Genomic DNA, 24,991 nt, shown 5'->3' with positions numbered 1-24,991 from the left:
GATTGTGCGACCCACCGCACAAGCCGGCGCCTGAGCCGCCTGAGACCGTGTCGGCACGAGAGAAGAGTCCGTCGTGGTGTTCCGTCGCCATACCCTCGCAGGCGAGATGCTGGTTCTCCAGCTCGCCATCGTCGTGGTGGTGCTGGCGGCGGTCGCGGGGGTCTCGCTCACCCAGTCCGCGGCGACCTTCAACCGGGTCGAGGGCCGCCGGGTCACCGCGCTCGCCGAGCAGCTCGCCGCCAACCCCCTGGTCCGTGACCGGCTCGCCCAGCCCGTCGCGCACGAGGCACTGGCACCCCTGGTCAACTCCACCCAGACCCAGTCCGGGGTGACCTCCGTCACGGTCGCCGACGCCGACGGCCGCATCGTCAGCTCCACCGACCCCACCGCGATCGGGGACGTGATGCCCACCGGCGAGGGCGCCGTCGCGGGCCGCGGCTGGTCCGGCTCACTGACGCTGGACGACAGCCGCGAACTCGTCGCCCAGGTGCCCGTCCTCGGCGAGACCGAGGCCAACCTGGGCCGACTCCTCGGCACGGTGATGATCGGCGAGGCCTCCCCGACCGTGTGGCAGCGCCTCAGCGGCGCCTCCTCGTACCTCCTCGCCTACCTCGGCATCGCCAGCGGCCTCGGCCTCGTCGGCTCCTGGCTGCTGGCCCGGCGGGTCAAACAGCAGACACTCGGCCTGGAGCCCCACGAGATCGCCGGCCTCGCCGAACACCGCGAGGCCATGCTGTACGGCATCGCCGAGGGCGTGATCGCCCTGGACCCGCACCACCGGCTCACCCTCGTCAACGAGATGGGGCGGCGCCTGCTCGACCTGCCCGAGGACTGCGTCGGCAAGAGCCTCGCCGACCTGGGCATCGAGGGACGGCTGCGGGACGTCCTGGCGGGAGCCCAGGAAGAGGCGTCCGACAAGCGCGACGAGGTCGTCATACGCCGGGGCCGGGTCCTGGTGATGAACCGGATGACCGTCACCAAGGACGGCCGCCACCTCGGCTCGGTCACCACCCTGCGGGACCGTACCGAGCTGGCCCGCCTCGAACGCGAGATCGGCTCCTTCCGCAGCTCCTCCGAACTGCTGCGCGCCCAGGCCCACGAGTTCGCCAACCAGCTGCACACCATCTCCGGGCTCATCCAGATCGGCGAGCAGGACGAGGTCGTCCACTACATCCGCGCGCTGAGCCGCCACCGCCACTCCCTCGACGTCACCCTCAGCCGCCGCGTCCGCGACACCGCCGTCGCCGCCCTGCTCATGGCGAAGACCTCCCTCGCCGCCGAACGCCGGGTCACCCTGCGGATCTCGGACGCCACCGCACTCGACCGGCTCGCCCCGGAGGACGCCGCCGACGTGGCCACCGTGGTCGGCAACCTCGTCGACAACGCGGTGGACGCGGCCGCGGCCACGCCCGACGACCACGAACCCTGGGGCGGCACCGAGGACCGCGAGGCCTGGGTCGAGGTGGAGCTGCGCCAGGACGCCTCCAGCGTGGAGATCGTCGTCCGCGACTCGGGCCCCGGCGTGGCCCCCGAACTCGCCAGGGAGGTCTTCTCCCACGGTTTCACCACCAAGGCCGCGCGGGAAGGCGAACGCGGGATCGGCCTGGCCCTCACCCGCCTGGTCTGCGAACGGCACGGCGGTGAGATCTCGGTGACCAACACCCCCGACGGCGCCATGTTCACCGCCCGCATGACCGTCAGCCACCTCGCCGACGCGGTGGCGGAAGGAGCGACACCATGACCGGCACGAACAGACCGTCCGGCACCGGGAGCACGCCCGGCACGATCGACGTGCTCGTGGTCGACGACGACTTCATGGTGGCCCGGGTCCACCGCACCTTCGTCGAACGCGTCGAGCCGTTCCGCGTCGTCGGCGTCGCCAGCACCGGCGAACAGGCGGTCGCGGCCGTCGACGAACTCCGCCCCGACCTGGTCCTGCTGGACCTCTACCTCCCCGACGGCTTCGGCCTCGACGTCATACCGCGGCTGCGCACCGCCGGCCACGACTGCGACGTCATGGTCATCAGCGCCGCCCGGGAGGCCGACAGCGTGCGCGGCGCCGTCCGCCACGGCGTCGTCGACTACCTCCTCAAACCCTTCGAGTTCGAGGAACTGCGCTCCCGGCTCCAGCGGTACGCCGCCCAGCGCGGCCGCCTGCTCACCACCGTCGTACGGGGCCAGGCCGACGTCGACCGCGTCCTGGCCGGGGCCGGCGCACCGGCGTCGGCGGCCGGCGCCCTGCCCAAGGGCATGAGCGTCGAGACCGCCGAGCTGATCGAAGGCACCCTCCGAGGCACCGACGGCACCCTCTCCGCCACCGAGTGCGCCACCCTCACCGGCATCTCCCGCGTCAGCGCCCGCCGCTACCTGGAGTACTTCCACAGCACCGGCAGCGCGGACGTCTCCCTCCGCTACGGGGTGGCCGGGCGGCCGGAGCGGCGGTACAGCTGGCGGGTGTGACGAGACCGGGCCCCAGGTGCCATGTCTACGGGGCGAGCCGTATCGCGTGCGGGCCGGAAGGGCCCGCCGCCGGCACCCGTTCCAGGACGCCGCCCGCGAACACGTCGTACAGGGGGAGCGTTTCGAGGTGGACGTACCCGATGTGACAGTCGCAGACGGCCAGCGGGCACGGCCGGGGCGCGAGTGCCGCGCGGAAGGAATCGTCGTAGAGGTTGCCGAGTTCGGCCCTGACGAAATGGCAGCGGCGTACGGTCCCGTCGCCGTCCACCGACACGACCGTCGAGCCCGTACGGCAGGCGCGCCCCGCCGAGCGGTGCGGATGGCGGCTGAAGTGGAAGAGCGGGTCCAACTCGCCCCATGTCGCCGCCTCTTCGTCGGTGTAGGTGTGCCCTTCGGCGGCGTTCACCCACAGATACACCTGCTCCGGAAGCTCCCCGCGCAGTCGGCGGGCGTGCTCCAGATGCTCGGGAAGACCGACGATGCCGACGCTGAAGCGGATCCCCGTCGCGGTCAGCCGCCGGGTCTTGTCCAGGAAGCGTTCGTACGGGGTCTGTCCGGGGTGGTACGTGCACCACAGGGCCACCGTGTCGGGGTCGGCCTCCGCCAGCCACTCCGTGCGGCAGCTGAGGTTCGTCTGGATCGCCACCCGGTCGATGTGCGGCTCGTGGGAGAGGTCGACCAGTGCGCGCCGGTACCAGGAGCGGACCAGACCCTCGCCCCACGGGGTGAAGAGCACCGACAGCCGGTCGCCCGTCCGCGCCCGCGCCCACGTGGTGAAACGGTCCAGCGCCGCACGGTCGGTCCGCAGCTGTGCCGTCGAGTCGCGTCGCTTGGCGAACGGGCAGTAGGGGCAGTCGTAGTCGCAGGAGGCGAGCGGGCCGCGGTAGAGGAGCGTCAGGTCCATGGGCGACGCCGTCACTTCAGCTCGTAGTCGGCCATCGCGGCCCGTACGGCGGGGGAGAAGAAGTCGGGGCCGACGGCGTCCGAGTGGGCCAGTCCCTCGGCGGAGAGCTTCAGCAGCCCGTCACCCGCCTCCGCCAGCCAGCCGCGCGAGGCCAGCCGCTCCAGCTCCCCCGGGAAGTCCGCGTACGGGTCGGAGCCGAACCGCCGCCGGTACTCCGCCACCGGCAGCCCCCGCGCCTGGAGCAGCGACTGCAGCAGATGGCGGCGCCGCGCCTCGTCCTCGTCGACCGCACGGCCGTGCACGGCCCGGCCGAAGTCCTCGGTGGCGGTGTAGTCGTCGATGATGCCGCGGATCTCCCGCATGTCGACCGCGTAGTCGAAGGAGTAGTGCAGCGTCGACGTGTACGAACGGGCGCCGCAGCCGAGGCCGATCATGCCGTCGGTCTGGCAGGCGTAGTCGTCCGGGCCCTGCGGCGGCGCGTCCGCGCGGCGGAACATCCGCAGGGACACCTGCTCGTAGCCGTGCGCGAGCAGATGGTCGCGGCCCTCGCGGTAGCGCCGCAGCCGCGTCTCGTCCCACTCGCGGTCCGCGACCGCCGGATCGGCGTTGCGGCCGAGGCCCGTCAACGGGCGTACGTACAGCGGATAGAGGTAGATCTCCTCCGGCCGCCAGGTGAGGGCCGCGTCCAGGGAGAGCCGCCAACTCGCCGCGGTCTGCCCGTCGATGCCGTAGATCAGGTCGATGTTGAGGACCGGGATGCCGGCGTCGCGGATGCGTGACAGCGCCGCCTCCACGTCGGACCTCCGCTGCGGTCGTACGGCGGCCCGCGCCTCCGCCTCGACGAAGCTCTGCACACCGAGGCTCAGCCGCGTGGTCCCCCGCTCGGCCAGGACGGCCAGTCGGTCCGCCGTCGCCGTGGCCGGGGAGGCCTCGACCGACAAGGGGATCGCCCGCAGGTCCGCGCCCATGTGCCGCTCGGCGATGTCGCACAGCCGCTCCAGCTCGGCGGCCTCCAGATAGGTGGGCGTGCCGCCGCCGAACGCGGCGTTCGCGAACCGCACCGGCTCCGCGTCCCCGAGCGCCTCCCGTACGGCGAGCGCCTGCCGTTCGAGGGCGTCGAGATAGCGGCCGGTCAGCCCGTCCGGCGCGCCGATCCGGGTGAAGAGGTTGCAGAAGCCGCAGCGGACCTCGCAGAACGGTATGTGCGCGTACAGCGACAGCGCCTGCTTCGACTCTCCGGCCCACAGGTCCGCGAGGGACGGGTGGTCGGGCAGCTCCCGGTAGGTCGTCTTGTGCGGGTAGGCGTAGACGTAGTGCTGATAGGGGCGAACCGGTGTCCCGGTCCCGGTCACGGTCATGCGGACGGCTCCAGGAAGAAGTGGCTGTAGGGGACGGTCCACACGGCCTCGTGGCCCAGACGGTGCCCGGTGTACCCGTCCTCGCCGTATGTGGTCCCGTGGTCGGAGCAGACGACGGCGAAGCAGCGGCGGCGCGAACTCATCGCGTTGAAGAGCCGTCCGATGTGCCGGTCGATGTACTCCAGGGCCGCCGCGTGTGTGGCCGGGCTGTCGCCGGCCTCGCGGGTGGCGCCCGGCAGGTGGAACCAGTTGGGCTGGTGCAGGGCCGAGGCGTTGAGGAAGAGGAACAGTCGCTGCTCGGCGGGCAGTTCGGCCACGATCCGCTCGGCGCGGGCCACCTGCGACTCGAAGGACGTCGGTGACGCCACGGAGAACTCCGGTTCCCAGTGGCTCTCCTGGAACAGGCCGGGCAGGACGCTGCCGAGCGCCCCCTGCTTGTTGAAGAAGCCCACACCGCCGACGCACACCGTGCGGTAGCCGCGCTCGGCGAGCGCCGACACCAGGTCGGGGCTGTCGAAGACGAAGGTGCGCCCCGCGGTCGTCTCACTGCCCGCGAACCGGCCCGCGAAGAGACGTGGATGCGGCCCCGGAGCCGCCGGGGTCGGCAGGAAACCCGCGAACATCGCCTGGTGCGAGGCGTAGGTGAAGCTGCCGGGTGCGTGCCGCTTCTCCCAGGTGCCGCCCGGCAGCCGGGCGGACAGGTTCGGCAGCCGGCCCTCCGCCGCGAGCCGCACGGCCACGTCGTACCGCAGGGTGTCCAGAGTGAGCAGCAGCAGGTCGTCGCGGCCCACCACCTCGTTCATGTCGGGCGGCTGGGCGGCCTCCGAAGGCCGGTGGGGCGGGTGGGGCATGTGGGTCGTGGGGGTCCGGTGGGGCGTGTCGGCCAGGTGAGCTGGGTCGCCCGTGGCGGTCGGGCCGGTCGATCCCGCCGTGTCAGAAGGGTGCATGGTCTTTCCTTGCCTGAGCGTGGTGCGAAGGCGCCGGGCGCAGCGCGTCGCGCACCGCCGCGATCTGCGCCGTGTAGGTGTCCAGGCCCTCCGCCGGGCCCCCCGGCAGTCCGGTCAGCCGGGGCAGCAGATCGCCGAAGGCGTTGACCTCGCCGACGGCGAACCGACGCCAGCCGATCGCCGGCAACAGGTCCACGCCGACGCACAGCGTGTCCGGGAAGCAGGCGGCGGCCCGCTCGCAGATGTCGAGCGCCTGCCTCCAGCGGTCGCCTGCCGCGTCGACGACGGACGCCAGGTCGCCCCGCGCCCCACCCAGATGGAGATTGGTCATCGGGAAACGGCTGGTGCGGACGACCGCGTGCGTGGCCCGGCCCGCCACCACCAGAACCCGCAGGTCGGCGGATCTGCCCTGGGCGGACGCCTTCGGCAGCCAGCGCTCGATGTGCAGACCGTCGACCGCGAGGGCGTCGACGATGCCGGCGATCTCCCGCTCGTCCGTGTAGCGCCGGACCCGCAGGGAGTTGTGCAGCCGCGGTGGCGCGTGCAGCCGGCCGTCGGCGGCCACCTCCACCGAGGTGGTGGCCCTGATCCGGCCGCCTGCCGCCGACTCGACGGCCAGCACACCGGACGCGGAGGACCCGTGGGCAGGCTTCACGAAGACACGCGCCATGCCGTGCTCCCGCATCGCCGCCCTGACGTCGTCCCAGCCGCGCACCGGCGGCCCGTCGCCCGAGGTGGGTGACGGAGGAACGGGGACCCCGGCGGCGTCGAGCCGGGCGTGGCAGAGCCGCTTGTCGAACAGCACGGCGAGATCCGCCGGACCGTCCAGCCGTACCCCGCCCCGCAGCGAATCCACGGCGGCCAGGAAACGGGCGTACCAGGTGGCCGAACCCTCCACCCGCGTCGGATCGTCGACGCCCCGCAGCAGCCGGTCCACCTCGGCGTTCTCGCCCGGTGATTCCAGCCGCACGACCTCGTCGGCGGTGAACGCGTGCCCGCCGTCGCGCAGCACGTCCCGCCACTCGACGACCCGCGGCGTGCCGACACCGGCCGCCTCGGCCGCCGTGACGAACAGCTCGACCCGCCGGTTCTCCCCGTTCCCGACGACCACCCACCTGTACGGTCCGGACCCCGCACCCGCCGCACCGGTCCAACCGGGCATGCCCCTTCCCCCCTTCCCTCGCGAGCGACTACGCGTTCACTCGCCGACCGCGACGAACCGCCAGACCGTGCCGTCCTCCTCCTCGTCCGATTCGGCGTCGTCGGCGTCGACGTCGACCTGGACGCCCTCGGCCTCCAGGGAGTCCCGGAGGCGGTCGCGTATCGCCTGGCTGAGGTAGTTGTGGTGCAGGTCCAGTGTGGTGAGGTGGGTGAGCGGCTGGCCCGTGAGCAGCGCGGTCGCGCCGTCGTCGGTGAGGACGCCCATCGACACGTCGAGGACGTCGAGGCGGGCCACCACCGGGGCGGAGGCCAGCGCCGCGCAGATGTCGTCCTGTATCTCGCTGTTGCGCAGCGCCAGATGCTTCAGCGCCGGCAGCCGGGTGCCCGCGAGGATCGGCGCCAGGTCGCCCACCTCGCAGTCGCCGCCGTACTCGGACGTGCCCAGCCACAGGTCCAGCTCGACGAGGGCGGGCAGGTCGCTGCCCGCGACACCCCGGACCGCCTCGACGGGCATGCCGCCGGTCTCGACCGTCAGCGTCCGCAGCCGCTCGTGACGCACCGTGGGGAAGACGAGACCCTGTCCGCCGCGCACGCCGAACTCCTCCAGCTCCGTGAAGGTGTTCAGGAGCGGACCGACATCGCCCTGGTTGATCCAGGAGATCTCGCACTCCTCCATCACGATGTCGCCGAGGAACAGCGCGCGCAGCGCGGGCAGCCGGTCCTTCGCCTCGACGAGGGCCTCGACGATCTTCTCGGGGCCGTTGTCGTACGCGTCGCTCCAGGCTCCCACGACCAGCGCCCGCACCTTCGAGGTGTCGACGGCGGCCAGGAAGCGGGCGAACGCCTCCTCCCACGCCTCCTCGCTGTCGTACGAGTCCACGGCGATGCTCCAGGCCACCGACTCGGGAGCGGGCAGGTGCCTGGCGCCCTCCGGTCCCTTCACCGACTTGGGGAAGCGGTGGACCGGAAGGTCGTGGAACTCCTCCAGATGGCTCCCGATGGTCATGTGCGCCCCGCCCCTTCGTTCCCAGTCCATGGACGGCAGCCGGGTCCGTGCCCGGTCCGCCCGTTGCGCACCCGGAGCGCGCACAGCGCCGCCGGGTAGGGGAGTTCTACCAAGCCCCACTGACAACGTGTGCGGCGGACCCCTGTCCTGTGGACGAACAGTCGTGCCCGGTCCGGCGAACAGGGGCGCCCGGGCCGATTGTCAGTGCCTGGCCCTACCGTCCTTTCCGTGGCACAGCGAGTGCCCGACGGGAGGGAGACCCATGTACCGGCAAGGAGACATCCTCATCGCGCCGTTGGCTCAGAGCGCCGTGCCCGACACCGCGCTGGACGCCACGTCGGAACCGCGGGACGGGCGCGGCCGGCTCGTCCTCGCCCTCGGCGAGGTCACCGGCCATGCGCACGCCGTCGTCGGCCCCGGCCGCCTCATCCGCGAGGCGAGTGCCTTCGGGCCGATGCTGCTCCACGTGCCGGAGGGCGCCCGCGTCGTCCACGAGGAGCACGCGGCCATCTCCCTGCCCAAGGGCTGGTACCGGGTCGTACGCCAGCGCGAGTACGTACCGGGTTCGGTGCGGATCGTCGCCGACTGAAGCCCCTGGGGAAACGGCGGGCCGTGGCGTACGGCAGCCGCAGCGACAGGCATCGAGATCGAGGAGGAACGGCGTGACGGAACAAGTGAGTTGGCGGGCGGTGGCGGCGGCCACCGGACGGGGCGACCAGGCGCGGGCAGAGGCGGGCGTACGGCTCGCCTACCGGCGGGCGGGACTGCGGGAGCCCGAGCGGATCGTGTGGGCCCGCTCTCCCCTGGAGGCGGTACGCCTGCTGTCGGGAGCACCGGCGGAGGACGGCGAGGCCTTGCCGGCGACCGGGGCGAGTGTCCGCGACGCCGTCCGCACCAGACCCGTCGCCGCCGAACGGGACCGGCTGCACACCCGGCTGGGACCCACCGGCTGGAGCGACCACTGGCGCGCCACGGGCGCGGACCTCTGGGAGACGACCCGGCCCCTCGTCGACCGCGTCCGCACCGGCATCGTCGAGGCCCTGGCCCCCGCCGACCGCAAGGAGGAGACCGGCATCCGGCTCCTCCTCCTGGACGCCGTCCTGGGCCAGCACGACGCGGCCTGGCTGGCCGCCCTCGACGCCACTCCGGGCCTGGACGGACTCGCCGAGGTGGCCCGCGCGGCCGGCTGGTGGTGGCCGTACGAGCAGGTCGCCGTCGTCGCCGAACGGCCGGTGGAGCTGCACCGAGACGAGGCGGGCCGCCTCGACCGTGGTGACGGCCCGGCGCTCGCCTACGCGGACGGTTTCGCCCTGCACGCCTGGCGCGGGCTGCCCGTCCCCGGCGCATTCCTCGACCGGCTCGGCGCGTTGACGCCGGCGGAGATCCGGCAGGAGGAGAACGCCGAGCTGCGCCGCGTGATGCTCGAGCACTACGGCTACGACCGCTACCTGGAGGAGTCCGGGGCGCGGCCGGTGCACCGCGACGAGACGGGTGTGCTGTGGCGGATAGCCCTGCCCGGCGACGAGGACGTGGTGATGGTGGAGGTCGTCAACTCCACGCCGGAGCCGGACGGCACGAGCCGCACCTACTGGCTGCGCGTGCCGCCCACGACGACCACGGCCCGCGAGGGCGTGGCCTGGACGTTCGGCCTGAGCGCCGAGGTGTACGAGCCGCTGCGGCAGACGTGAGGGCCCCCGGCGCCCCCCGGCGTCACTCGAAGCGTGAGGTGTCGCCCGCGCCCTTGCGGATGATCTCGGCCTCGCCGCTGGAGAAGTCGATGACGGTCGTCGGCTCCGTGCCGCAGTCGCCGGAGTCCACCACCGCGTCGACCAGATAGTCCAGGCGCTCCTTGATCTCCCAGCCCTGGGTCAGCGGTTCCTCCTCGTCGGGCAGCAGCAGCGTGCTGGAGACGAGCGGTTCGCCGAGCTCCGCGAGCAGGGCCTGGGCCACGCGATGGTCGGGGATGCGCACGCCGACCGTCTTCTTCTTGGGGTGGAGGAGCTTGCGGGGCACCTCCCTGGTCGCGGGGAGGATGAAGGTGTAACTGCCGGGCGTCGACGCCTTCACGGCGCGGAACACGTCGTTGTCGACGTGCACGAACTGGCCCAGCTGCGCGAAGTTCTCGCACACCAGGGTGAAGTGGTGACGGTCGTCGAGCTGCCGGATCGTACGGATCCGCTCGATGCCGTCACGACTGCCCAGCTGGCACCCCAGCGCGAAGCAGGAGTCCGTCGGATACGCGATGAGTCCACCCTGACGAATGCTGTCGGCCACCTGACCGATGGCACGCGGCTGAGGATTGTCGGGGTGCACGTCGTAGTACTTGGCCATTGACCGAGCTTATGCCTACGAGTGGCGCACGGCCGTCGATGGGGCCGCAGGCCCCTGAAAGGGGCGCGGGGAACTGCGCGACCAGCCACGAACAACCCGCGGCTCAAAGACGGCCCACAGTCCCCCTGCCCCAAGCGGAGCGCCTACGCGCCGCTCTCTCGCAGCATGTCCTCACGCTCGACGAGCTTCACGCGCTCGCGGCCCTGCGGCTCACCCAGCGCCTTCTCCGCGGCGTCGAGCTTGTACCAGCCCTCCCACGTCGTGAAGCGGACGTTCCGCTCCGCGAGGAAGGCGTCGACGGCCTCCGGGGCGGGCGCGGAGGGCTCGTGCAGCCGCCCGTTGGCGAAGTCGTCCAGCAGGTTGGCGACGGTCTCGTTGGCGTCGCCCTTGGTGTGCCCGATGAGGCCCACCGGACCACGCCGGATCCAGCCGGTGACGTACGTCGACTGCAGGTGCGCGCCGGTCTCCTCGATGACCCGGCCGCCCTTGTCCGGGACCGTGCCCGACTCGACGTCCCAGGGCAGCTTGGGCAGCTTGTCCGACAGGTAGCCGACCGCGCGGTAGATCCCGGTGACGTCCCAGTCCTTGAACTCGCCGGTGCCCTTGACGTTGCCGGTGCCGTCGAGGGCGGTGCGCTCGGTGCGCAGGCCGACGACCTTGCCGTCCTCGCCGAGGATCTCGGTGGGCGACTCGAAGAAGTGCAGGAACAGCTTGTGCGGGCGGTCGCCGGTGTCGCGGATCGCCCAGTTCTCCAGGGTCTTGGCGACCATGTCGGCCTGCTTGTTGCCGCGCCGGGTCGCGATGGAGCCCTCGTCGTAGTCGATGTCCTCGGGGTCGACGATGACCTCGATGTTGGGGGAGTGGTCCAGCTCCCGCAGCTCCATCGGGGAGAACTTCGCCTGCGCGGGGCCGCGCCGGCCGAAGACGTGGATCTCCAGCGCCTTGTTGGCCTTCAGACCCTCGTAGACGTTCGCCGGGATCTCGGTCGGCAGCAGTTCGTCGGCCGTCTTGGCGAGGATGCGGGCCACGTCGAGGGCCACGTTGCCGACACCGAGGACGGCGACCTTCTCGGCCTCCAGGGGCCAGGTGCGCGGGACGTCCGGGTGGCCGTCGTACCAGGAGACGAAGTCGGCCGCGCCGTAGGAGCCGTCGAGGTCGATGCCGGGGATGTCGAGCGCGCGGTCGGCCGTGGCGCCCGTGGAGAAGATCACGGCGTCGTAGAAGGCGCGCAGATCGTCGAGGTTGATGTCCGCCGGGTAGTCGACGTTGCCGAAGAGACGGATCTGCGGCTTGTCGAGCACCTGGTGCAGGGCCGTGATGATGCCCTTGATGCGGGGGTGGTCGGGGGCCACGCCGTAGCGGATCAGTCCGAACGGGGCGGGCATCCGCTCGTAGAGGTCGATGGACACACCGGGCTCGGTGGCCACGTCGGACTTCAGCAGCGCGTCGGCGGCGTAGATCCCGGCGGGTCCGGCTCCGACAATGGCTACCCGCAGAGGGCGGGGCATGTTCAGGTTCCCTTCGAGCGGAGACAAGCGACTCGACGGCAACCCTAAACTAAGGCAACCCTTACCAGGTACACGGGTCGGGTCTATGACCTCATAAAGCGATCTTATGCCATCTGGGGGAATGCGCGGCCGGCGGGGCAGGAGCGGGCAAGGGCAGAGCGAGCCGCGGGGGCCGACGGCGGGCACGCGCTTCGACGTGATGTGTTTGCCGGGGCGGTGAACGGCAACGCGGTCTCCATGAATCGACCGAACAAGGATCCCAACGAGAACTCCGCGTCCGCCGAGACGGCCGCGGCCAAGGCCCGCCGGACCACCGGAAAGACGACGGCGCCGGCCACCGAGTCCGCGAAGACGGCGGCGGTCAAGGTGGACGACGCGGCGTCGTCCGCCAAGGCGGGTACCGGACGCGCGGCCGACACGACCAAGCGCGCGGTCGACAGCACGAGCAGCGCCGTGCACAGCGCGGTCAAGGGTGTCGAGGCGGGCCGTCAGGCGGTGGTGCAGGCCTCCGGCCAGGTCGCCGCGACCGCGAAGACGGCCATGACCGTCATCGCCCACCGCAAGCTCGTCGCCGCCGGTGTGGGCGCGGGCCTCACCGTCCTGACCGCCGCCTCCTACGCGGCCGGCCGCCGCTCCGAGCGCCATATACAGGGCCCGCTGACCCGGCTCACCGGCGGCCGCATCTGACACGCCCGCCGCGCGACGCGCGGGAAGCGGCCGAACCGGCCGCTTCCCGCGCGTCGGCACCGCCTGGTGCTACCAGCGGCTCTCCACCTGCTCCTTGATACGCCGGTCGTACAGCTCCCGGATCGCCGTGAGGGTCTCGTCGGACAGGGCCGGCAGCGCCGCCGCGGCCGCGTTGGCGCGAGCCTGCTCCGGCGTGCGGGCGCCGGGGATGACCGTCGTGACGCCCGGCAGCTGGATGATCCAGCGCAGCGCCAGCTGGGCCGGGGTGAAGCCCTCCGGGGCGAGCGCGGCGAACTCGACGGCCGCTTCGACGCCCGTGCCGTAGTCGACGCCGGAGAAGGTCTCGCCCTGGTCGAAGGACTCGCCGTGCCGGTTGTACGTGCGGTGGTCGTTCTCGGCGAAGACCGTGTCCTTCGTGTACTTGCCCGACAGCAGACCCGAGGCGAGCGGAACGCGCGCGATGATCGCGACGCCCGCCTCCTCGGCCGCCGGGAGGACCTCGCGGAGCGGCTTCATCCGGAACGGGTTGAGGATGATCTGCACGCTCGCCACGTTGGGCCGGGCGATCGCCGTCAGCGCCTCGGCGCAGGTCTCCACGCTGACGCCGTACGCGGCGATGCGCTCCTCCTCGACCATGGTGTCCAGGGCGTCGAACACCTCGTCCGAGGAGTAGACCGGCGTGGGCGGACAGTGCAACTGGACCAGGTCGAGGCGGTCCACGCCGAGGTTGCGGCGGGACCGGTCGTTCCAGGCCCGGAAGTTGTCGAGGACGTAGTTCTCGGGGATCTGGTCCACGCGACGGCCCATCTTCGTCGCGATGAACACATGGAGGTCGGGCCTGCTCCGCAGGAACGTGGCGATGGTCTGCTCGCTGCGCCCGTCGCCGTAGACGTCGGCCGTGTCGAAGAAGGTCACCCCCGACTCGGCCGCGGCCTCCAGCACCGCAAGGGCTTCCTTGTCGTCGACGTCTCCCCAGTCGGCGCCCAGCTGCCATGTGCCCAGACCGACCACGGACGCGTGCTGACCCGACCTACCGAATGCGCGTTCTTCCATGGCGGCAGTCTGTCATCTGTTCCGCCACGTGTTCCGCAGGGTCAGTGCGGGAAGGCACGCGGTGGGCGCTGCCCGGGCAGCTCGTCCCGGAACTCCGCGATGACCGAGCTGATCTGCCGGGTGAGTTCCGTCTTCTCCAGCCGGTCGAGGTAGAGGTTGCGGCGGGCGAGTCCGACCGCGTCCACGCAGAAGTACAGCGCCATCAGCGGGTTGATGAACAGTTCGCTGTTCCGGGTCCGGTCGGTGAACCGGACGTCGCCGAACTCGCCGCGCACCGCCGCCGCGACCGAGCCGTTGACGATGCTCGGGTGGGTCGGCGTGGACCGCTGGGCGTGGGCCACCGCGTCCAGGTACAGGGCGCCCTCGCGGCTGTCGCGTGGCAACGAGAACGCGCCGAGGTAGGCGCCGTCGCGCTCCAGCGCCGCCAGGTTCTCCAGCACCAGGGAGTGGTTGACCCCGTGGTAGGAGTCCACGCCGAAGCCGAGACACGCCACCAGCCGCTCCGGGACCTCGTCGAGCCCGGCGACGGCACCCAGGCTCGCCATGTCCTCCTCCGGCGTCCCGAGCCCGTGTTCGTCCCCGCGCATCAGGATGTCGGTGCCGCCGTCCACCAGGACGACGGCGTCCACCCCGCCCAGATGGTCGAGGAGCGCGCGGTAGGCGGCCCGCAGAGGTGCCACACCGGTACGGGAGAGCGCGTACACCGTGCTGGGCAGCCCGTGCAGGGCCAGCCACCGGGCGAGGGTGCGCTCGGGGAAGTAGTCGCCCCGGAACGTGGTGTCCGGACCGATGGCCGCGACGTCCTGCTCCAGCCACACGTCCAGACTCAGGCCGTACAGATCGGCGAACGAGAGGTTCGCGAGATGGACCTCCTTGCCCGCCGAGCGCAGGGCGAGGGCCAGCGGAAGACCGGCATAGACGTCGAAACCGCCACCGGCACCGGCGATGAGCACGCGCCGCGCGTCGCGCAGCCGGGTGAAGAACGGGGGTTCGGGGAGGGAGAACACCGGGGGAAGCTAACAGGGCGGTGCGGCAGGCGCGCGCGATTTCCGGAGGCCGGCGCTCTGGACGGCGCGGGAACATCCCCAGGATTGCTCGATTGCTCGATTCTCATTGCTCGATGCAACGGTGACGCGGGGCCGGGCACCGGTTACCGTACCGGTCAGTAACCGGACGGCACCGCAGGAGGCCCCCATGCCGCAGCTCGAAGTCGACGGCGCCGCGCTGACGTACGACGACGAGGGACCCCGCGACGGCGAGGGCGTGCCCCTGGTGTTCGTCCACGGCTGGACGGCGAACCGGCACCGCTGGGACCACCAGGTGGCGCACTTCTCCGCGAAGCGGCGGGTGATCCGGCTGGACCTGCGCGGGCACGGCGACAGCGGCGGGGCCGGGGTGCGCACGATCGAGGAACTGGCGAGAGACGTCCTCGCTCTCCTCGATCACCTCGGCGTCGAGCGGTTCGTCCTCGTCGGCCACTCCATGGGCGGCATGATCTGCCAGACCATCACCCTCGCCCACCCCGAGCGGGTGGAGCGCCTGGTCCTGGTCAACTCCATCGGCCGTATGACCTACAGCCGCGGCCGTGGCCTGCTCATGGCGGCCTCGACCCGCGTCCCCTTCAAGCTGTTCGTCGCCGCCAACATCCAGCGCGCCTTCGCCCCCGGCTACCCCCGCGAGGAGATCCGCGAGTACATCCGCGCCTCCTCGGCCACCCCGCGCGAGGTCGTCATGACCCTCTACGGCGCCATGCGTGCCTTCGACGTCCTGGACCGTCTCGGCGAGATCAGCACCCCCACCCTCCTCGTCCACGGCTACCACGACATCCAGCTCCCCGTCGCGCAGATGCTCCGCATGGCCAAGGCCTGCCAGGACGCCGAAGTCCGCATCCTGGACGCAGGCCACGAGCTCCCGGTGGAGAAGCCGGCCGAACTGACCGCCACGCTCGACCGCTTTCTCACCGGCACCCGTCCCTGAGGCCTCCGTCGATCGGAGGCCCCCCGGGTGTGTCACACCGCCTCGTGCGAGCGGGGTTCCCCCCGGCCCAGCAGACCGCCGAGAGAGCGCGGCCATCCGAGCAGGGCACCGACGACCGCCCGGGTCCTGGGCAGGCGGTCGATGTCCGCGGCCAGGGACAGGGCGGCGCCCGTCCAGGCGAAGCCGAAGGACCACACGGACAGCCACTCGCACAGGTACAGGGGCGTGACCAGCCAGTCGTCGCCCACCTCGGTCACCGCCGCCGCGGCCGCGAGCCCCATGAAGACGAGGATCAGCACACCGGCCCAGAGGTAGGGCCGCCGTACGTACGACCGTTCCTTGACGCCCGGCGCCCGGTACATGAGGAGACAGAAGACGGCCATCGACGTCAGCAGCGCGACGGCGAAGATCTGGTGGAACACGGAGATCGTCTGCTGTCCGGCGTCGCCCCCGGAGCCCGGCGCGGTCGGGAAGAGGGCGACGCCGAGGGCGCAGGTGCCGGCGATCGTGCCCATGACGTCGTTCAGCTTGTTGTAGCGGTAGACGATCAGGAAGATCCCGAGGGCGCACAGCGCGCCGACGAAGATGTCACGGGTGCTGGTGTAGTAGGCGCCGCTCATGGAACCGGGCCAGGCGTCCTCGCCGCTCCGGCCCGCGAGCCGCGCCGCGATCCAGTTGCCGACCGGCAGCGCCGGGGGCAGCAGGACGCCGATGACGCCGACCCCCAGGCGCAGCCGCATGACCGTCCGCGCGTCCTGATCCCTCTGTCCGGCCGTCGCCCTGTCCCCCGGGGGCACGGCGGCGGCCCCGTCCGCTTCGCTCACGGGCACCTCCTCACCGACACGCGCCGGGCGAAGGCATGCCCGCCACCGGACGATGTCCGGTCACGGTCGAACGCAAACCCGAACGGGGTCCGGGAGTCGGCCTTATCAGCCGGTCAACTTCCCTTCCGCGGTGGCCAGTAGCTCCGTCACCCGCAGAGCGAACGCGGCGTCGCACGGGTGCGGGCGGCCGCCGCGGGCCGCTGCCAACAGCGCGTCCCCCGCCCGCACGAGGGCCGGTACGGCACCTTCGTCGGAGGTGGGCAGCACGGTCGTACCGGCCCGGCCCCGCAGCTCGACCGTGGTGCCGGAGGCCGCGGGCGGGGCGGTGAGGCTGAGGGTGACCGTGCTGGACGCCCCACCGCTGTGCAGGAGGATCAGATGGACCGTGTCCTTGGGGCCGCGCACGGCGGCGGCCACCTTCTCGACGTCCCCGAGGAGCGGCAGGAGTACGGACAGGGCGTGCGGGCCCACATCCCACAGGCCGCCCTTCTCCCGCCGCCACGGCGAGTCCGCGAAGGGGCTGTCGCTCTCGTCGTCGAACAGCGACCCGAACCACTCCGCGCGGGCGGTGAACCAGCCTTCGTGGGCGGCCTGTTCGGTGATCCACGCATCGATCGGAGGCTGGAACCGGGCGGTGAAGAAGACGACGGAGGCGACCTGGGCCTCCGCGACCGCCTCGACGACGGCTCGCCCCTGCTCGACGTCCATCGCGAGGGGCTTGTCCAGCAGCAGATGACAGCCCGCCCGGGCGGCACGTACCGCGAGCGGCGCCTGAACGGAGGGCGGCAGGGCCACGGCGACCGCGTCCACAGTGGCGAACAGGGCGTCGACGTCCTCGTACACGGGCAGTCCGCCGTGCCGGTCGGCCAGTTCCTTGGCCGCCTCCGGGCGCCTGCCCCACACGCCCACGAAGTCCAGCTCCTGGTGCGCGCTCAGCGCGGGGGCGTAGGCCATCTCGGCCCACGGTCCGGTTCCGAGCAGTCCGATACGCATGCTGCGGTCTCTCCTTGCACATGGTGGAGGGCCCTGCCCTTGGGGACAGGACTGGTGAGATGACGTCAGGGCAGTGCCTGTTCGGTCCAGATGGTCTTGCCGGTGGGGGAGTAGCGGGTGCCCCAGCGCTGGGTGAGCTGGGCGATGAGATAGAGGCCGCGGCCGCCCTCGTCGGTCGTGGCGGCGTACCGCAGATGGGGGGAGGTGTGACTGCTGTCGGTGACCTCGCAGATCAGGTTGCGGTCGTGGATGAGGCGGACCCGGATGGGGACGCCGCCGTACCGGATGGCGTTGGTGACCAGTTCGCTGAGGATCAGTTCGGTGGTGAACTCCAGCTCCTCAAGGCCCCATTCGGTCAGCTGACGGGTGGCGTCGGCGCGCGCCCGGGCGACGGCCGCGGGATCGCCGGGCACCTCCCACTCGACGACGCGGCCCGTGTCCAGCGCGCGGGTGCGGGCGACGATCAACGCGATGTCGTCGCTGGCCCGGCTCGGCGGCAGCGCCTCGAGCACGGCCTGACAGGTGCCCTGCGGCGAGGTGTCGGCCCCGGTCAGGGCCGTGCGCAGCAGTTCGAGCCCGTCGTCGATGTCCCGCTCCCGGTCCTCGACGAGCCCGTCGGTGTACAGCACCAGCCGGCTGCCCTCGTCCAGGTCGAGCTCGGCTGTCTCGAACGGCAGACCGCCGAGACCGAGCGGCGGACCGGCCGGCACGTCCGGGAAATCGACCGTGCCGTCGGGCCGGGCCACCGCGAGCGGCGGATGCCCGGCGCGGGCGACGGTGCAGCGGCGCGAGACGGGGTCGTATATCGCGTACAGACAGGTCGCCCCGGTGATCGGGGCGGTGCCGTCCAGGACGGCCTCGTCCTGGTCGATGCGGCTGACCATCTCGTCCAGCAGGCCGAGGATCTCGTCGGGCGGCAGGTCCAGGGCCGTGAAGTTGTGGACCGCCGTGCGCAGCCGCCCCATCGTCGCCGCCGCGTGCAGCCCGTGCCCCACGACGTCGCCCACGACGACCGCGACCCGGGTGCCGGACAGGGGCAGTACGTCGAACCAGTCCCCGCCCACCCCGGCCTGTGCGGGCAGATAGCGGTACGCGACGTCCAGGGCGCTCTGCTCGGGAAGGTTGCGCGGGAGCAGGCTGCGCTGCAGGGTCTCCGCCATCGTGTGCTCGCGCGTGTAGCGGCGGGCGTTGTCGATGGAGACCGCCGCCCGGGCGACGAGTTCCTCGGCGAGGGCCAGCTCCTCCTGGTCGAACGGCTCGGGCTTCTCCGAGCGCCAGAAGTTCGCGACACCCATCACCAGCTGGCCCACCCGCAACGGCACGGTGATCAGCGAGTGGATGCCGTACTCGACGACCTGCGCGGACCGTTCGAGGTCCTGGGCCCGCCAGCCGGGCGCCCGGCTGAGGTCGACCACGAGGGTCGAACTGCCGCTGTCGATGCTGCGGGCCTGCGGCGAGGAAGGGACGAGGTCGATCTTCTCGCCCACCTTGTACAACGGCGCGTCCTTGCGGATCCCGCTGAACGCCGTACGCCGCAGCGTGGTCACCGTCTCCGGTTCGTCGCCGCTCAGCGCCGCCGGGGCCAGGTCCACGGTGACGAAGTCCGCGAACCGGGGGACGGCCACCTCCGCCAGCTCCTCCGCGGTGCGGGTCACGTCCAGGCCGGTGCCGACGCCCACCCCGGCGTCGTAGAGCAGCCTCAGACGCTCCCGCGCGGCCTCCGCCCGGCCGGACAGGGCCCGCAGCTCGGTGGAGTCGCGGAGGGTGGCGACGCTGCCGGAGGGCTCGCCCTGCAGATCGGTGGGCCGCTGGTTCACCGCGAGCAGCCGGTCGCCCACCAGGTGCACCTCGTCGTTGGCGACGCGGCCCGAGGCCAGCAGGTCGGCCATGTGCGGTTCGAGGCCCAGGGCGAGGACGTCCTGCCCCTCGGCGTCGGTGGGCAGGTCGAGCAGACGGTGGGCCTCGTCGTTGGCGAGCAGGAGCCGGCCCCCGCCGCCGATGATGATCACGCCCTCCCGTACGGCGTGCAGCACCGCGTCGTGGTGCTCGTACATACGGGTCATCTCGGACGGCCCGAGGCCGTGGGTCTGGCGCAGGAGCCGCTTGCTGACGAGTGCCGTGCCCGCCGTGGCCAGGGCGAGGGCCGCCGCGGCGGCGGCCAGCACGAGGGGCAACTGCTGTTCGGCGACCCCACCCACGTTCTCGGTGGTGATCCCGGCCGATACCAGGCCCACGACCGTGCCGTCGGGCGCCTTGATCGGCACCACGGCCTGCACGAGCGGGCCGAGGGTTCCGTCGATCTCCTCGGTGAAGGACTCGCCTTCGAGCGCGGGTTCGAGGCTGCCGACGAACTGTTTGCCGATGCGGTCGGTCTTGGGATGGGTGTAGCGGATCCCGTCGGTGTTCATGACGACGATGAAGTCGACCTTGGACTGGATCCGGGCGGCCTCGGCCCTCGGCTGGAGCACCGCCGTCGGATCGTCCGCGCTCAGCGCCTCCCGGGTGCCCGGCGCGTTGGCGAACGTCTCCGCCACGGCGAGCGAACGGTTGTGCGCTTCCTTGGTGCTGTCGTGCCGTACCTGGAGGACCAGCGCCACCACGGCCGACACGACCAGTACCAGCACGATCACGACCTGCAGCAGGAACACCTGCCCGGCGACACTGCGCCCGCTGAGCGCCGACCAGAGCCCCGCGAGCGGGCTCCACCGCCGTCCAGGCCCCCGGGTTGCGCCGCCGCCGGAACCGTGCGCCAACCGCCGGGCGCGGTCCGCCCGGCCCTGCGCGCGCTGACCTCGGGGACGGCGGGTCGACTGAGAGGGAGATCGACCCAGGAGACGGACCATGTGCCCATGTCTACACTGCCCCGCGCCAGGAGGCGAGAGGGGGTCACGCACGGTCACGGCCGGTGCCGTCGCCCGAACGGCCCAAGAGCTGTCCGGCGGTGCTGGTGACCACCCGCGACGTGCCGCTTCCTGAGAAATTCCTGTGAATTCGCGAGGCGCTTGAACGCATCGGGCTCCGGCTCCGTATGGGGCGGGGGCTTACATGCCCGGACCGAAAACGACGTCGTAGGAGCTTTCCGTGGGACGCACCACCAGGCGCAGACGCCCGACAGGAGCCCGGCGCGCGACCTCCGCCGCGATCGCGCTGATCTTGGGCGGGGGCGGGCTCGTGGCCGTCAACGTCTACGCCTCGGCCACCGAGGACGGTTCGACCGACGACTCGGTCCAGCAGGCCGGCTCAGCCGCCGGCACGATCGACTGCCCGGACGTCGGCGCGCAACTGACGGAGGTGCCGGACGGGGCACGGGCGGAGGTCGACAAGGAACTCGCCGCCCTGGACCAGCAGATAGCCGAGGCCTACCAGCGCCTGCAGAACTCCGCGGGGGCCCAGCAGCAGGACAGCGGCTTCGCCGACAACGCGATCATGAACCCGCTGAAGGAGAAGCGGGCCGCGACGATCGAGCGGATCGCGATCGCCGTCGACCGCGTCGGGGACCGCCCCGAGGGCCTGGACTCCCTCGCCGCCTGTACGCTGCGTCCCGCCGAGGACCCGAACGCCGGCCAGAACGGCGGGAACCAGAACGGCGATCAGCAGAACGGCGGCGGCCAGAACGGCGACGGCCAGAACGGCGACGGCCAGAACGGCGACGGCGGCGGCCAGGACCAGGGCGATCAGCAGGGCGGCCAGCAGGGCAACGGCGGTCAGGCCGGGAACGGGCCGGTGGCCGCGGACTACGCCGACATCAGGTCCGTCCAACCGGGCGCCGGGAACCGGGGCGGGCAGCAGAACGGCTCCACAGGCTCCTTCAGCACCGACTGCGGTGTGAACGCGAACGGTGTCTTCAACTCGGACAACGTCATCGTGGCCCCCGGTGTCTCCAACGGCGCCCACCACTTCCACGACTACGTCGGCAACCAGGGCAACAGCGCGTTCGCGAGCGACGAGGACCTGGCGGCCGCCGAGACCAGCTGTGAGAACCAGGGCGACAAGTCCTCCTACTTCTGGCCCGTGATCCGCCTGCAGAACGGCACCGCCGAGCAGGACGCCAACGCGCCCGGCGGCGGCATCGAGGGCAACGCCGGTGAGATCGTGACGCCCAAGGAGGTCACGATGACCTTCGTCGGCAGCCCGCGCGGCGAGGTCGTGGAGATGCCGCGGCTGCTGCGCATCATCACCGGTGACGCCAAGGCCTTCGTCAACGGTCCGGCCAACGCCAACGCCTCCTGGAGCTGCACCGGGTTCGAGGACCGGCAGCTGAAGGACAAGTACCCGCTCTGCCCCGCCGGCAGCGACGTCGTACGCACCTTCAAGTTCCAGAGCTGCTGGGACGGCCGCAACATCGACAGCGCCAACCACCGCACCCACGTGGCCTTCGCCGCCGCGGACGGCAGCTGCGACGCCGGCTTCAAGGCCATCCCGCAGCTGGTCCAGCGCATCGTCTACGACGTCGACGCCCCGAGCCTCCAGGACGGCGGCCGTACGACCCCGCTGTTCGCCGTGGACTCCTTCCCCGAGCAACTGCACAAGCCCGTCACCGACCACGGCGACTTCATCAACGTCTTCGACGAGGACCTGATGCGGGAGATGGTGGACTGCATCAACGACGGCCGCGAGTGCGACGCGGCCGACGTGGGAGGCGACCAGGGCAACGACGGCGACCAGGGCAACGACGGCGACCAGGGCAACGACGGCGACCAGGGCGACGGCGGCAACCAGGACAACGGCGGCGACGCCGGTCAGGGCGACGATCAGGGCCAGGGCCAGGACCAGGGGCAGGAGCAGCCCGGCAACGACCAGGACCCGAACCCGGGCCCGGGTCAGGACCAGGACGAGAACGCGGCCCAGCCCACCCAGACCGCCCCGGCACCCGGCGGCGGGAACGACGCGGCGAACCAGGGCGGCGACAAGGAACCCCAGGTCCTCGGCTCGCTTAAGGCGACCCAACGCGGCAACGCCGCCGCCCAGGACGAGCGCGGCGACAAGAACGCCGACACGGGCGGTGACAACGCCGACGACAACGGCGGTGACAACGGCGGCGCCGAGGCCGTCGCCCCCGAGCAGCCGACGCCCGCCGCCAACATCCCGTCGGCCGCCGGTCAGCCCGGAGCGCAGGGGCCGGAGTCGGCGACGGGCGACCTTGCCGAGACCGGGGCCCAGATGTGGCCCGCCATGATCGGAGGCGCGGCCGTGCTCGCCGGAGTCGTATTGCTCCGCCGGGTCGGGCGCCGAGACCTCTGACGACACGCGAAACCCGAAGGGCCCAGCGGCAGCCGCTGGGCCCTTCGGCGTCCCGCCGGGCGAACCGGGCAGTGGCCCCGGCGCGTCAACAAGGGGTGGAGGCCGGACTTTTCACGAGCGACGGGTGGTGCGACCGACTCTTTCGCGCCACCTCTCGGGCGGTGGTCACGAATGGAAATCGATCTCCACCTGCGCCCGAGAATCATCTGTCGTGGCATCGACTTTCGGCCGTACACTGACAATTCGTGAGCATGCGGGTGGAGTTGACGGGGGGATCCGACATGTCCGGGGATCAGTACGGCGTAAGAGACCAGGACGGCTGGAGTCACAGCTTCGTCGTGCCACCGGTCCCGCCGATGCCGCCGGGGCCGCCACCCGGTCCGGCGGACGGCTGGCGGGCCGTCGGGGTGGGCCTGCTGAACCTCAGCGGTCTCGGACTCGGCTACGCCCTGATGCGCCGCCCGTTCCTGATGCTGCTGTGCTGGGTGGCCACCGGCCTCCTGCTCTTCACGGTGCTGCCGGCCGACCCTGACGGGATCTCGGGCGCGACCCTCGTCGTCTACGGGCTGTTCCTTCTCCTCGCGGCCGTCCACGGCGCCTTCCTGGGCCTGCGCAACCGTCTGGTGTGGCCCGCGAAGTCCCCGCTCGCCATCGCACTCGGCGTCCTGCTCCTCGGCGTACCGGTCGTGGGCGGTCTGCTGTACGAGACCGCGCGGAAGGAAGCCGTCGAGGAGATGCTCCTGGACCGGCTGGAGAAGGCCGACGACCTCGTGGCCAAGGCCTCCGGCGAGTCCTTCGGCACGACCCAGTCCGAGTACCGCAGGGCCCTGACCGCCTACGACGACCTCAGCACCGACCACCCCGACTCCCGGGCGGCCGAGAAGGTCCCGGACCGGCTGAAGACCTTCTACACGACGGTCGGCGCCCCCTACGAGGAGCAGGAGTACTGCGACGCGATCGCTCCCCTCGAATACCTGCGCACGGTCCCGCAGACCGTGAGCAAGCAGGACCTCGGCTCGCTGGCCACCTGGCCGGACGACCGGCTCGCCACCTCCCTGTACGAGTGCGCCTCCGGCAGCCTGGCGGGCGGCACGGCGGGCTGGCAGGACCAGTTCAGCGACCTCCTCACCACGTTCCCCGACTCGGACGAGGCGGCGAAGGTCGAGCCCGACGTCAAGGCGGCCGTGGACAAGGCGATCAAGGCCGTGGGCGGTGACGACCCGTGCACCGCCGTGGACCAGCTGAGGACGCTCGGCTCCGAGGTCAAGGCGCTGCCGGGGGAGAAGGCAGGCGTGGCCGACGCGCTCGCCGCAGACGCCGGACGCGCCGAGGACTCCGCCTCAGCGGGCGTCTACACCTGCGGTGTGGACCAGTACAACGACGGCGACTTCGCCGAGGCGGTGACCTCGATGAACGACTTCGTCGAGGCCAACAAGAACCACAAGAACGCGCCGCGCGCGAAGAAGATAGCGATCGCCGCCGAGATCGCCCAGGAGGTCCCGGAGGCGGGCAAGAAGCTGCCCACGACCCGTTCCGGCGGCAGCATCACCGTGACGGTCAAGAACGACAGCCCCGACGAGATCCAGGTCATGTACACCGGCCCCGTGACCGGCACGTTCACCCTGAAGGGCTGCGGAGGCTGCACCAGCTACGACTGGAGCAGCACGCTGAACCCCAGCTTCAAGCCGTGCAGCGGCAGCAAGAACTACCCGCAGCGCACGATCAGCCTGCCGGTGGGCACCACCTACTTCCTGCACAAACCGAAGGGCGACAGCGCGTCCAGCCCCGCCTCCGACACGGCCAAGCTGGAGTCGGGCTACATCTACACAGAGTGCGCCTACGTGACCACCGGCTACGGCCTGAACTCCTGAGACACCCGGGGGCACGGTGGCCGGAGGGCCGAGGGGGCGGCTCAGCTCCTACGGCCCTCCACCCACGCGGCGACGTCGTCGAGATCCTTCGCGACGGCCTTGCGCACGGCACGGGCACCGACCGAGCCCATCACCTTGGCGAGCAGACCGGCGACCCCGCCGGTCGGCTCGGCCGAGAACGTCATCAGGATCGTCGTGGTCGTGGGTCCCTCGGCCCGCAGCACCCACTCCGAGACATAGCGGGAGCCGTGCGACTCGGCCTCCACCACATACCGCTCGGGAGGAACGCTGACGGTCACCCACATCTCCTCGGTGGCCTCCTTGCCGAACATGCGCCGGGTCTCCCGCCACCGCGTGCCCACCCCGAAGCCGCCGTCCGTGAGGATCTCGACCTTCGTGACCCCGCCGATCATCCGCTCCATACCGCCGAGGTCCGTCAGGGCCTCCCACACCCGCCCCTGAGAAGCGGCGACCCGCCGCTCGACGACGACACTTCTGCTGGTCATGACTCCCATGAAAGCACCGGGCACCGACACCCGCCCCACGACATCCGCCCCCCGACATCCGCCCCACGACGGCCGCCGCCCCGGGCCGCGCCCGGCCGGCGCGCCATGTCGCGTGACGGGGCCGCGTAGCCGCCCGGCCGACGGTCCTGTCGGGCGACTTCCGC

The 24,991-nt window shown here is 71.7% G+C and carries 21 protein-coding genes; 8 read left to right on the top strand and 13 right to left on the bottom strand.

Going from position 1 to position 24,991, the window contains the following annotated elements:
- Positions 1-106 precede the first annotated feature (106 nt).
- Positions 107-1,741: an ATP-binding protein gene (locus ACWD26_RS16895; RefSeq protein WP_451270664.1), complete on the top strand. Its 1,635-nt coding sequence runs from the start codon at positions 107-109 to the stop codon at positions 1,739-1,741.
- Entirely contained in the window at positions 1,738-2,460 is a 723-nt protein-coding gene (locus tag ACWD26_RS16890; protein ID WP_451270662.1) for a response regulator, read from the top strand. The genes ACWD26_RS16895 and ACWD26_RS16890 overlap by 4 nt, the downstream gene beginning before the upstream one ends.
- Before the next feature lie 25 nt (positions 2,461-2,485).
- Here ACWD26_RS16890 and ACWD26_RS16885 read toward each other — a convergent pair whose 3' ends face one another.
- From ACWD26_RS16885 to ACWD26_RS16865, 5 genes are all read right to left on the bottom strand, one after another.
- Positions 2,486-3,364: an STM4011 family radical SAM protein gene (locus ACWD26_RS16885; RefSeq protein WP_451270660.1), complete on the bottom strand. Its 879-nt coding sequence runs from the start codon at positions 3,362-3,364 to the stop codon at positions 2,486-2,488.
- A gap of 11 nt (positions 3,365-3,375) precedes the next feature.
- On the bottom strand, positions 3,376-4,722 hold the full coding sequence (locus tag ACWD26_RS16880; protein ID WP_451270658.1) for an STM4012 family radical SAM protein: 1,347 nt from the start codon (positions 4,720-4,722) through the stop codon (positions 3,376-3,378).
- Positions 4,719-5,525: an STM4013/SEN3800 family hydrolase gene (locus ACWD26_RS16875; protein ID WP_451270988.1), complete on the bottom strand. Its 807-nt coding sequence runs from the start codon at positions 5,523-5,525 to the stop codon at positions 4,719-4,721. The genes ACWD26_RS16880 and ACWD26_RS16875 overlap by 4 nt, the downstream gene beginning before the upstream one ends.
- Positions 5,526-5,655: 130 nt before the next feature.
- Positions 5,656-6,831 (bottom strand): STM4014 family protein, encoded by a 1,176-nt coding sequence (locus tag ACWD26_RS16870; protein WP_451270656.1) that lies wholly within the window; start codon positions 6,829-6,831, stop codon positions 5,656-5,658.
- 36 nt (positions 6,832-6,867) lie between these two features.
- Positions 6,868-7,836, bottom strand: coding sequence for an STM4015 family protein (locus ACWD26_RS16865; RefSeq protein ID WP_451270654.1), 969 nt, complete (start codon positions 7,834-7,836; stop codon positions 6,868-6,870).
- A gap of 262 nt (positions 7,837-8,098) precedes the next feature.
- Here ACWD26_RS16865 and ACWD26_RS16860 point away from each other — a divergent pair, with 262 nt between their 5' ends.
- Together ACWD26_RS16860 and ACWD26_RS16855 are read left to right on the top strand one after the other, a co-directional pair.
- A complete protein-coding gene (locus ACWD26_RS16860; RefSeq protein ID WP_451270652.1) occupies positions 8,099-8,425 on the top strand; it encodes a hypothetical protein in 327 nt (108 codons plus the stop codon).
- A gap of 73 nt (positions 8,426-8,498) precedes the next feature.
- Positions 8,499-9,524 carry a DUF6745 domain-containing protein gene (locus ACWD26_RS16855; protein ID WP_451270650.1) on the top strand — a complete coding sequence of 342 codons (1,026 nt, stop codon included), beginning with the start codon at positions 8,499-8,501 and terminating at the stop codon, positions 9,522-9,524.
- A 22-nt stretch (positions 9,525-9,546) separates the two neighbouring features.
- On the opposite strand, the gene ACWD26_RS16850 is transcribed toward ACWD26_RS16855, so the two are convergent.
- On the bottom strand, positions 9,547-10,167 hold the full coding sequence (locus tag ACWD26_RS16850; protein ID WP_033528678.1) for an L-threonylcarbamoyladenylate synthase: 621 nt from the start codon (positions 10,165-10,167) through the stop codon (positions 9,547-9,549).
- A 143-nt stretch (positions 10,168-10,310) separates the two neighbouring features.
- Positions 10,311-11,675 carry an FAD-dependent oxidoreductase gene (locus ACWD26_RS16845; protein ID WP_451270648.1) on the bottom strand — a complete coding sequence of 455 codons (1,365 nt, stop codon included), beginning with the start codon at positions 11,673-11,675 and terminating at the stop codon, positions 10,311-10,313.
- Positions 11,676-11,876: 201 nt separating this feature from the next.
- Here ACWD26_RS16845 and ACWD26_RS16840 point away from each other — a divergent pair, with 201 nt between their 5' ends.
- Entirely contained in the window at positions 11,877-12,362 is a 486-nt protein-coding gene (locus ACWD26_RS16840) for a hypothetical protein (protein WP_451270646.1), read from the top strand.
- 69 nt (positions 12,363-12,431) lie between these two features.
- On the opposite strand, the gene ACWD26_RS16835 is transcribed toward ACWD26_RS16840, so the two are convergent.
- Together ACWD26_RS16835 and ACWD26_RS16830 are read right to left on the bottom strand one after the other, a co-directional pair.
- Entirely contained in the window at positions 12,432-13,415 is a 984-nt protein-coding gene (locus tag ACWD26_RS16835) for an aldo/keto reductase (protein ID WP_451270644.1), read from the bottom strand.
- A gap of 41 nt (positions 13,416-13,456) precedes the next feature.
- On the bottom strand, positions 13,457-14,422 hold the full coding sequence (locus ACWD26_RS16830) for a DUF1152 domain-containing protein (protein WP_451270642.1): 966 nt from the start codon (positions 14,420-14,422) through the stop codon (positions 13,457-13,459).
- Between the two features lie 187 nt (positions 14,423-14,609).
- Between ACWD26_RS16830 and ACWD26_RS16825 the strand changes: the two genes are divergently transcribed.
- Positions 14,610-15,392: an alpha/beta fold hydrolase gene (locus tag ACWD26_RS16825; protein ID WP_451270640.1), complete on the top strand. Its 783-nt coding sequence runs from the start codon at positions 14,610-14,612 to the stop codon at positions 15,390-15,392.
- Between the two features lie 32 nt (positions 15,393-15,424).
- Here the strand turns inward: ACWD26_RS16825 and ACWD26_RS16820 are convergent, their stop codons facing one another.
- From ACWD26_RS16820 to ACWD26_RS16810, 3 genes are all read right to left on the bottom strand, one after another.
- The gene (locus tag ACWD26_RS16820) at positions 15,425-16,216 is read right to left on the bottom strand and encodes a hypothetical protein (protein WP_451270638.1); all 792 of its coding nucleotides are present in this window, start codon (positions 16,214-16,216) and stop codon (positions 15,425-15,427) included.
- A gap of 105 nt (positions 16,217-16,321) precedes the next feature.
- The gene (locus ACWD26_RS16815) at positions 16,322-17,209 is read right to left on the bottom strand and encodes a Gfo/Idh/MocA family protein (RefSeq protein ID WP_451270636.1); all 888 of its coding nucleotides are present in this window, start codon (positions 17,207-17,209) and stop codon (positions 16,322-16,324) included.
- A gap of 65 nt (positions 17,210-17,274) precedes the next feature.
- The gene (locus ACWD26_RS16810) at positions 17,275-20,052 is read right to left on the bottom strand and encodes a SpoIIE family protein phosphatase (RefSeq protein WP_451270634.1); all 2,778 of its coding nucleotides are present in this window, start codon (positions 20,050-20,052) and stop codon (positions 17,275-17,277) included.
- 238 nt (positions 20,053-20,290) lie between these two features.
- On the opposite strand from ACWD26_RS16810, the gene ACWD26_RS16805 reads away from it, so the two are divergent.
- Together ACWD26_RS16805 and ACWD26_RS16800 are read left to right on the top strand one after the other, a co-directional pair.
- Positions 20,291-22,450 (top strand): DUF1996 domain-containing protein, encoded by a 2,160-nt coding sequence (locus ACWD26_RS16805; RefSeq protein WP_451270632.1) that lies wholly within the window; start codon positions 20,291-20,293, stop codon positions 22,448-22,450.
- A gap of 281 nt (positions 22,451-22,731) precedes the next feature.
- Entirely contained in the window at positions 22,732-24,321 is a 1,590-nt protein-coding gene (locus tag ACWD26_RS16800; RefSeq protein ID WP_451270630.1) for a hypothetical protein, read from the top strand.
- A 41-nt stretch (positions 24,322-24,362) separates the two neighbouring features.
- On the opposite strand, the gene ACWD26_RS16795 is transcribed toward ACWD26_RS16800, so the two are convergent.
- On the bottom strand, positions 24,363-24,827 hold the full coding sequence (locus tag ACWD26_RS16795; protein ID WP_451270628.1) for an SRPBCC family protein: 465 nt from the start codon (positions 24,825-24,827) through the stop codon (positions 24,363-24,365).
- Between the last annotated feature and the right edge of the window lie 164 nt (positions 24,828-24,991).

This window comes from Streptomyces sp. NPDC002787 (assembly GCF_053592095.1).
The sequence above is the reverse complement of the archived record's forward strand: the minus strand, read 5'-3'. Positions and strand labels throughout refer to the sequence as shown.

What these genes read in the sequence shown, in the direction of transcription:
- ACWD26_RS16870 (WP_451270656.1), bottom strand. Translation starts at nt 6,831, where the DNA reads ATGCCCGGTTGGACCGGTGCGGCGGGTGCGGGGTCCGGACCGTACAGG.
- ACWD26_RS16865 (WP_451270654.1), bottom strand. Translation starts at nt 7,836, where the DNA reads ATGACCATCGGGAGCCATCTGGAGGAGTTCCACGACCTTCCGGTCCAC.
- ACWD26_RS16890 (WP_451270662.1), top strand. Translation starts at nt 1,738, where the DNA reads ATGACCGGCACGAACAGACCGTCCGGCACCGGGAGCACGCCCGGCACG.
- ACWD26_RS16835 (WP_451270644.1), bottom strand. Translation starts at nt 13,415, where the DNA reads ATGGAAGAACGCGCATTCGGTAGGTCGGGTCAGCACGCGTCCGTGGTC.
- ACWD26_RS16850 (WP_033528678.1), bottom strand. Translation starts at nt 10,167, where the DNA reads ATGGCCAAGTACTACGACGTGCACCCCGACAATCCTCAGCCGCGTGCC.
- ACWD26_RS16875 (WP_451270988.1), bottom strand. Translation starts at nt 5,525, where the DNA reads ATGAACGAGGTGGTGGGCCGCGACGACCTGCTGCTGCTCACTCTGGAC.
- ACWD26_RS16800 (WP_451270630.1), top strand. Translation starts at nt 22,732, where the DNA reads ATGTCCGGGGATCAGTACGGCGTAAGAGACCAGGACGGCTGGAGTCAC.
- ACWD26_RS16845 (WP_451270648.1), bottom strand. Translation starts at nt 11,675, where the DNA reads ATGCCCCGCCCTCTGCGGGTAGCCATTGTCGGAGCCGGACCCGCCGGG.
- ACWD26_RS16810 (WP_451270634.1), bottom strand. Translation starts at nt 20,052, where the DNA reads ATGGTCCGTCTCCTGGGTCGATCTCCCTCTCAGTCGACCCGCCGTCCC.
- ACWD26_RS16860 (WP_451270652.1), top strand. Translation starts at nt 8,099, where the DNA reads ATGTACCGGCAAGGAGACATCCTCATCGCGCCGTTGGCTCAGAGCGCC.
- ACWD26_RS16815 (WP_451270636.1), bottom strand. Translation starts at nt 17,209, where the DNA reads ATGCGTATCGGACTGCTCGGAACCGGACCGTGGGCCGAGATGGCCTAC.
- ACWD26_RS16880 (WP_451270658.1), bottom strand. Translation starts at nt 4,722, where the DNA reads ATGACCGTGACCGGGACCGGGACACCGGTTCGCCCCTATCAGCACTAC.
- ACWD26_RS16795 (WP_451270628.1), bottom strand. Translation starts at nt 24,827, where the DNA reads ATGACCAGCAGAAGTGTCGTCGTCGAGCGGCGGGTCGCCGCTTCTCAG.
- ACWD26_RS16895 (WP_451270664.1), top strand. Translation starts at nt 107, where the DNA reads ATGCTGGTTCTCCAGCTCGCCATCGTCGTGGTGGTGCTGGCGGCGGTC.
- ACWD26_RS16885 (WP_451270660.1), bottom strand. Translation starts at nt 3,364, where the DNA reads ATGGACCTGACGCTCCTCTACCGCGGCCCGCTCGCCTCCTGCGACTAC.
- ACWD26_RS16825 (WP_451270640.1), top strand. Translation starts at nt 14,610, where the DNA reads ATGCCGCAGCTCGAAGTCGACGGCGCCGCGCTGACGTACGACGACGAG.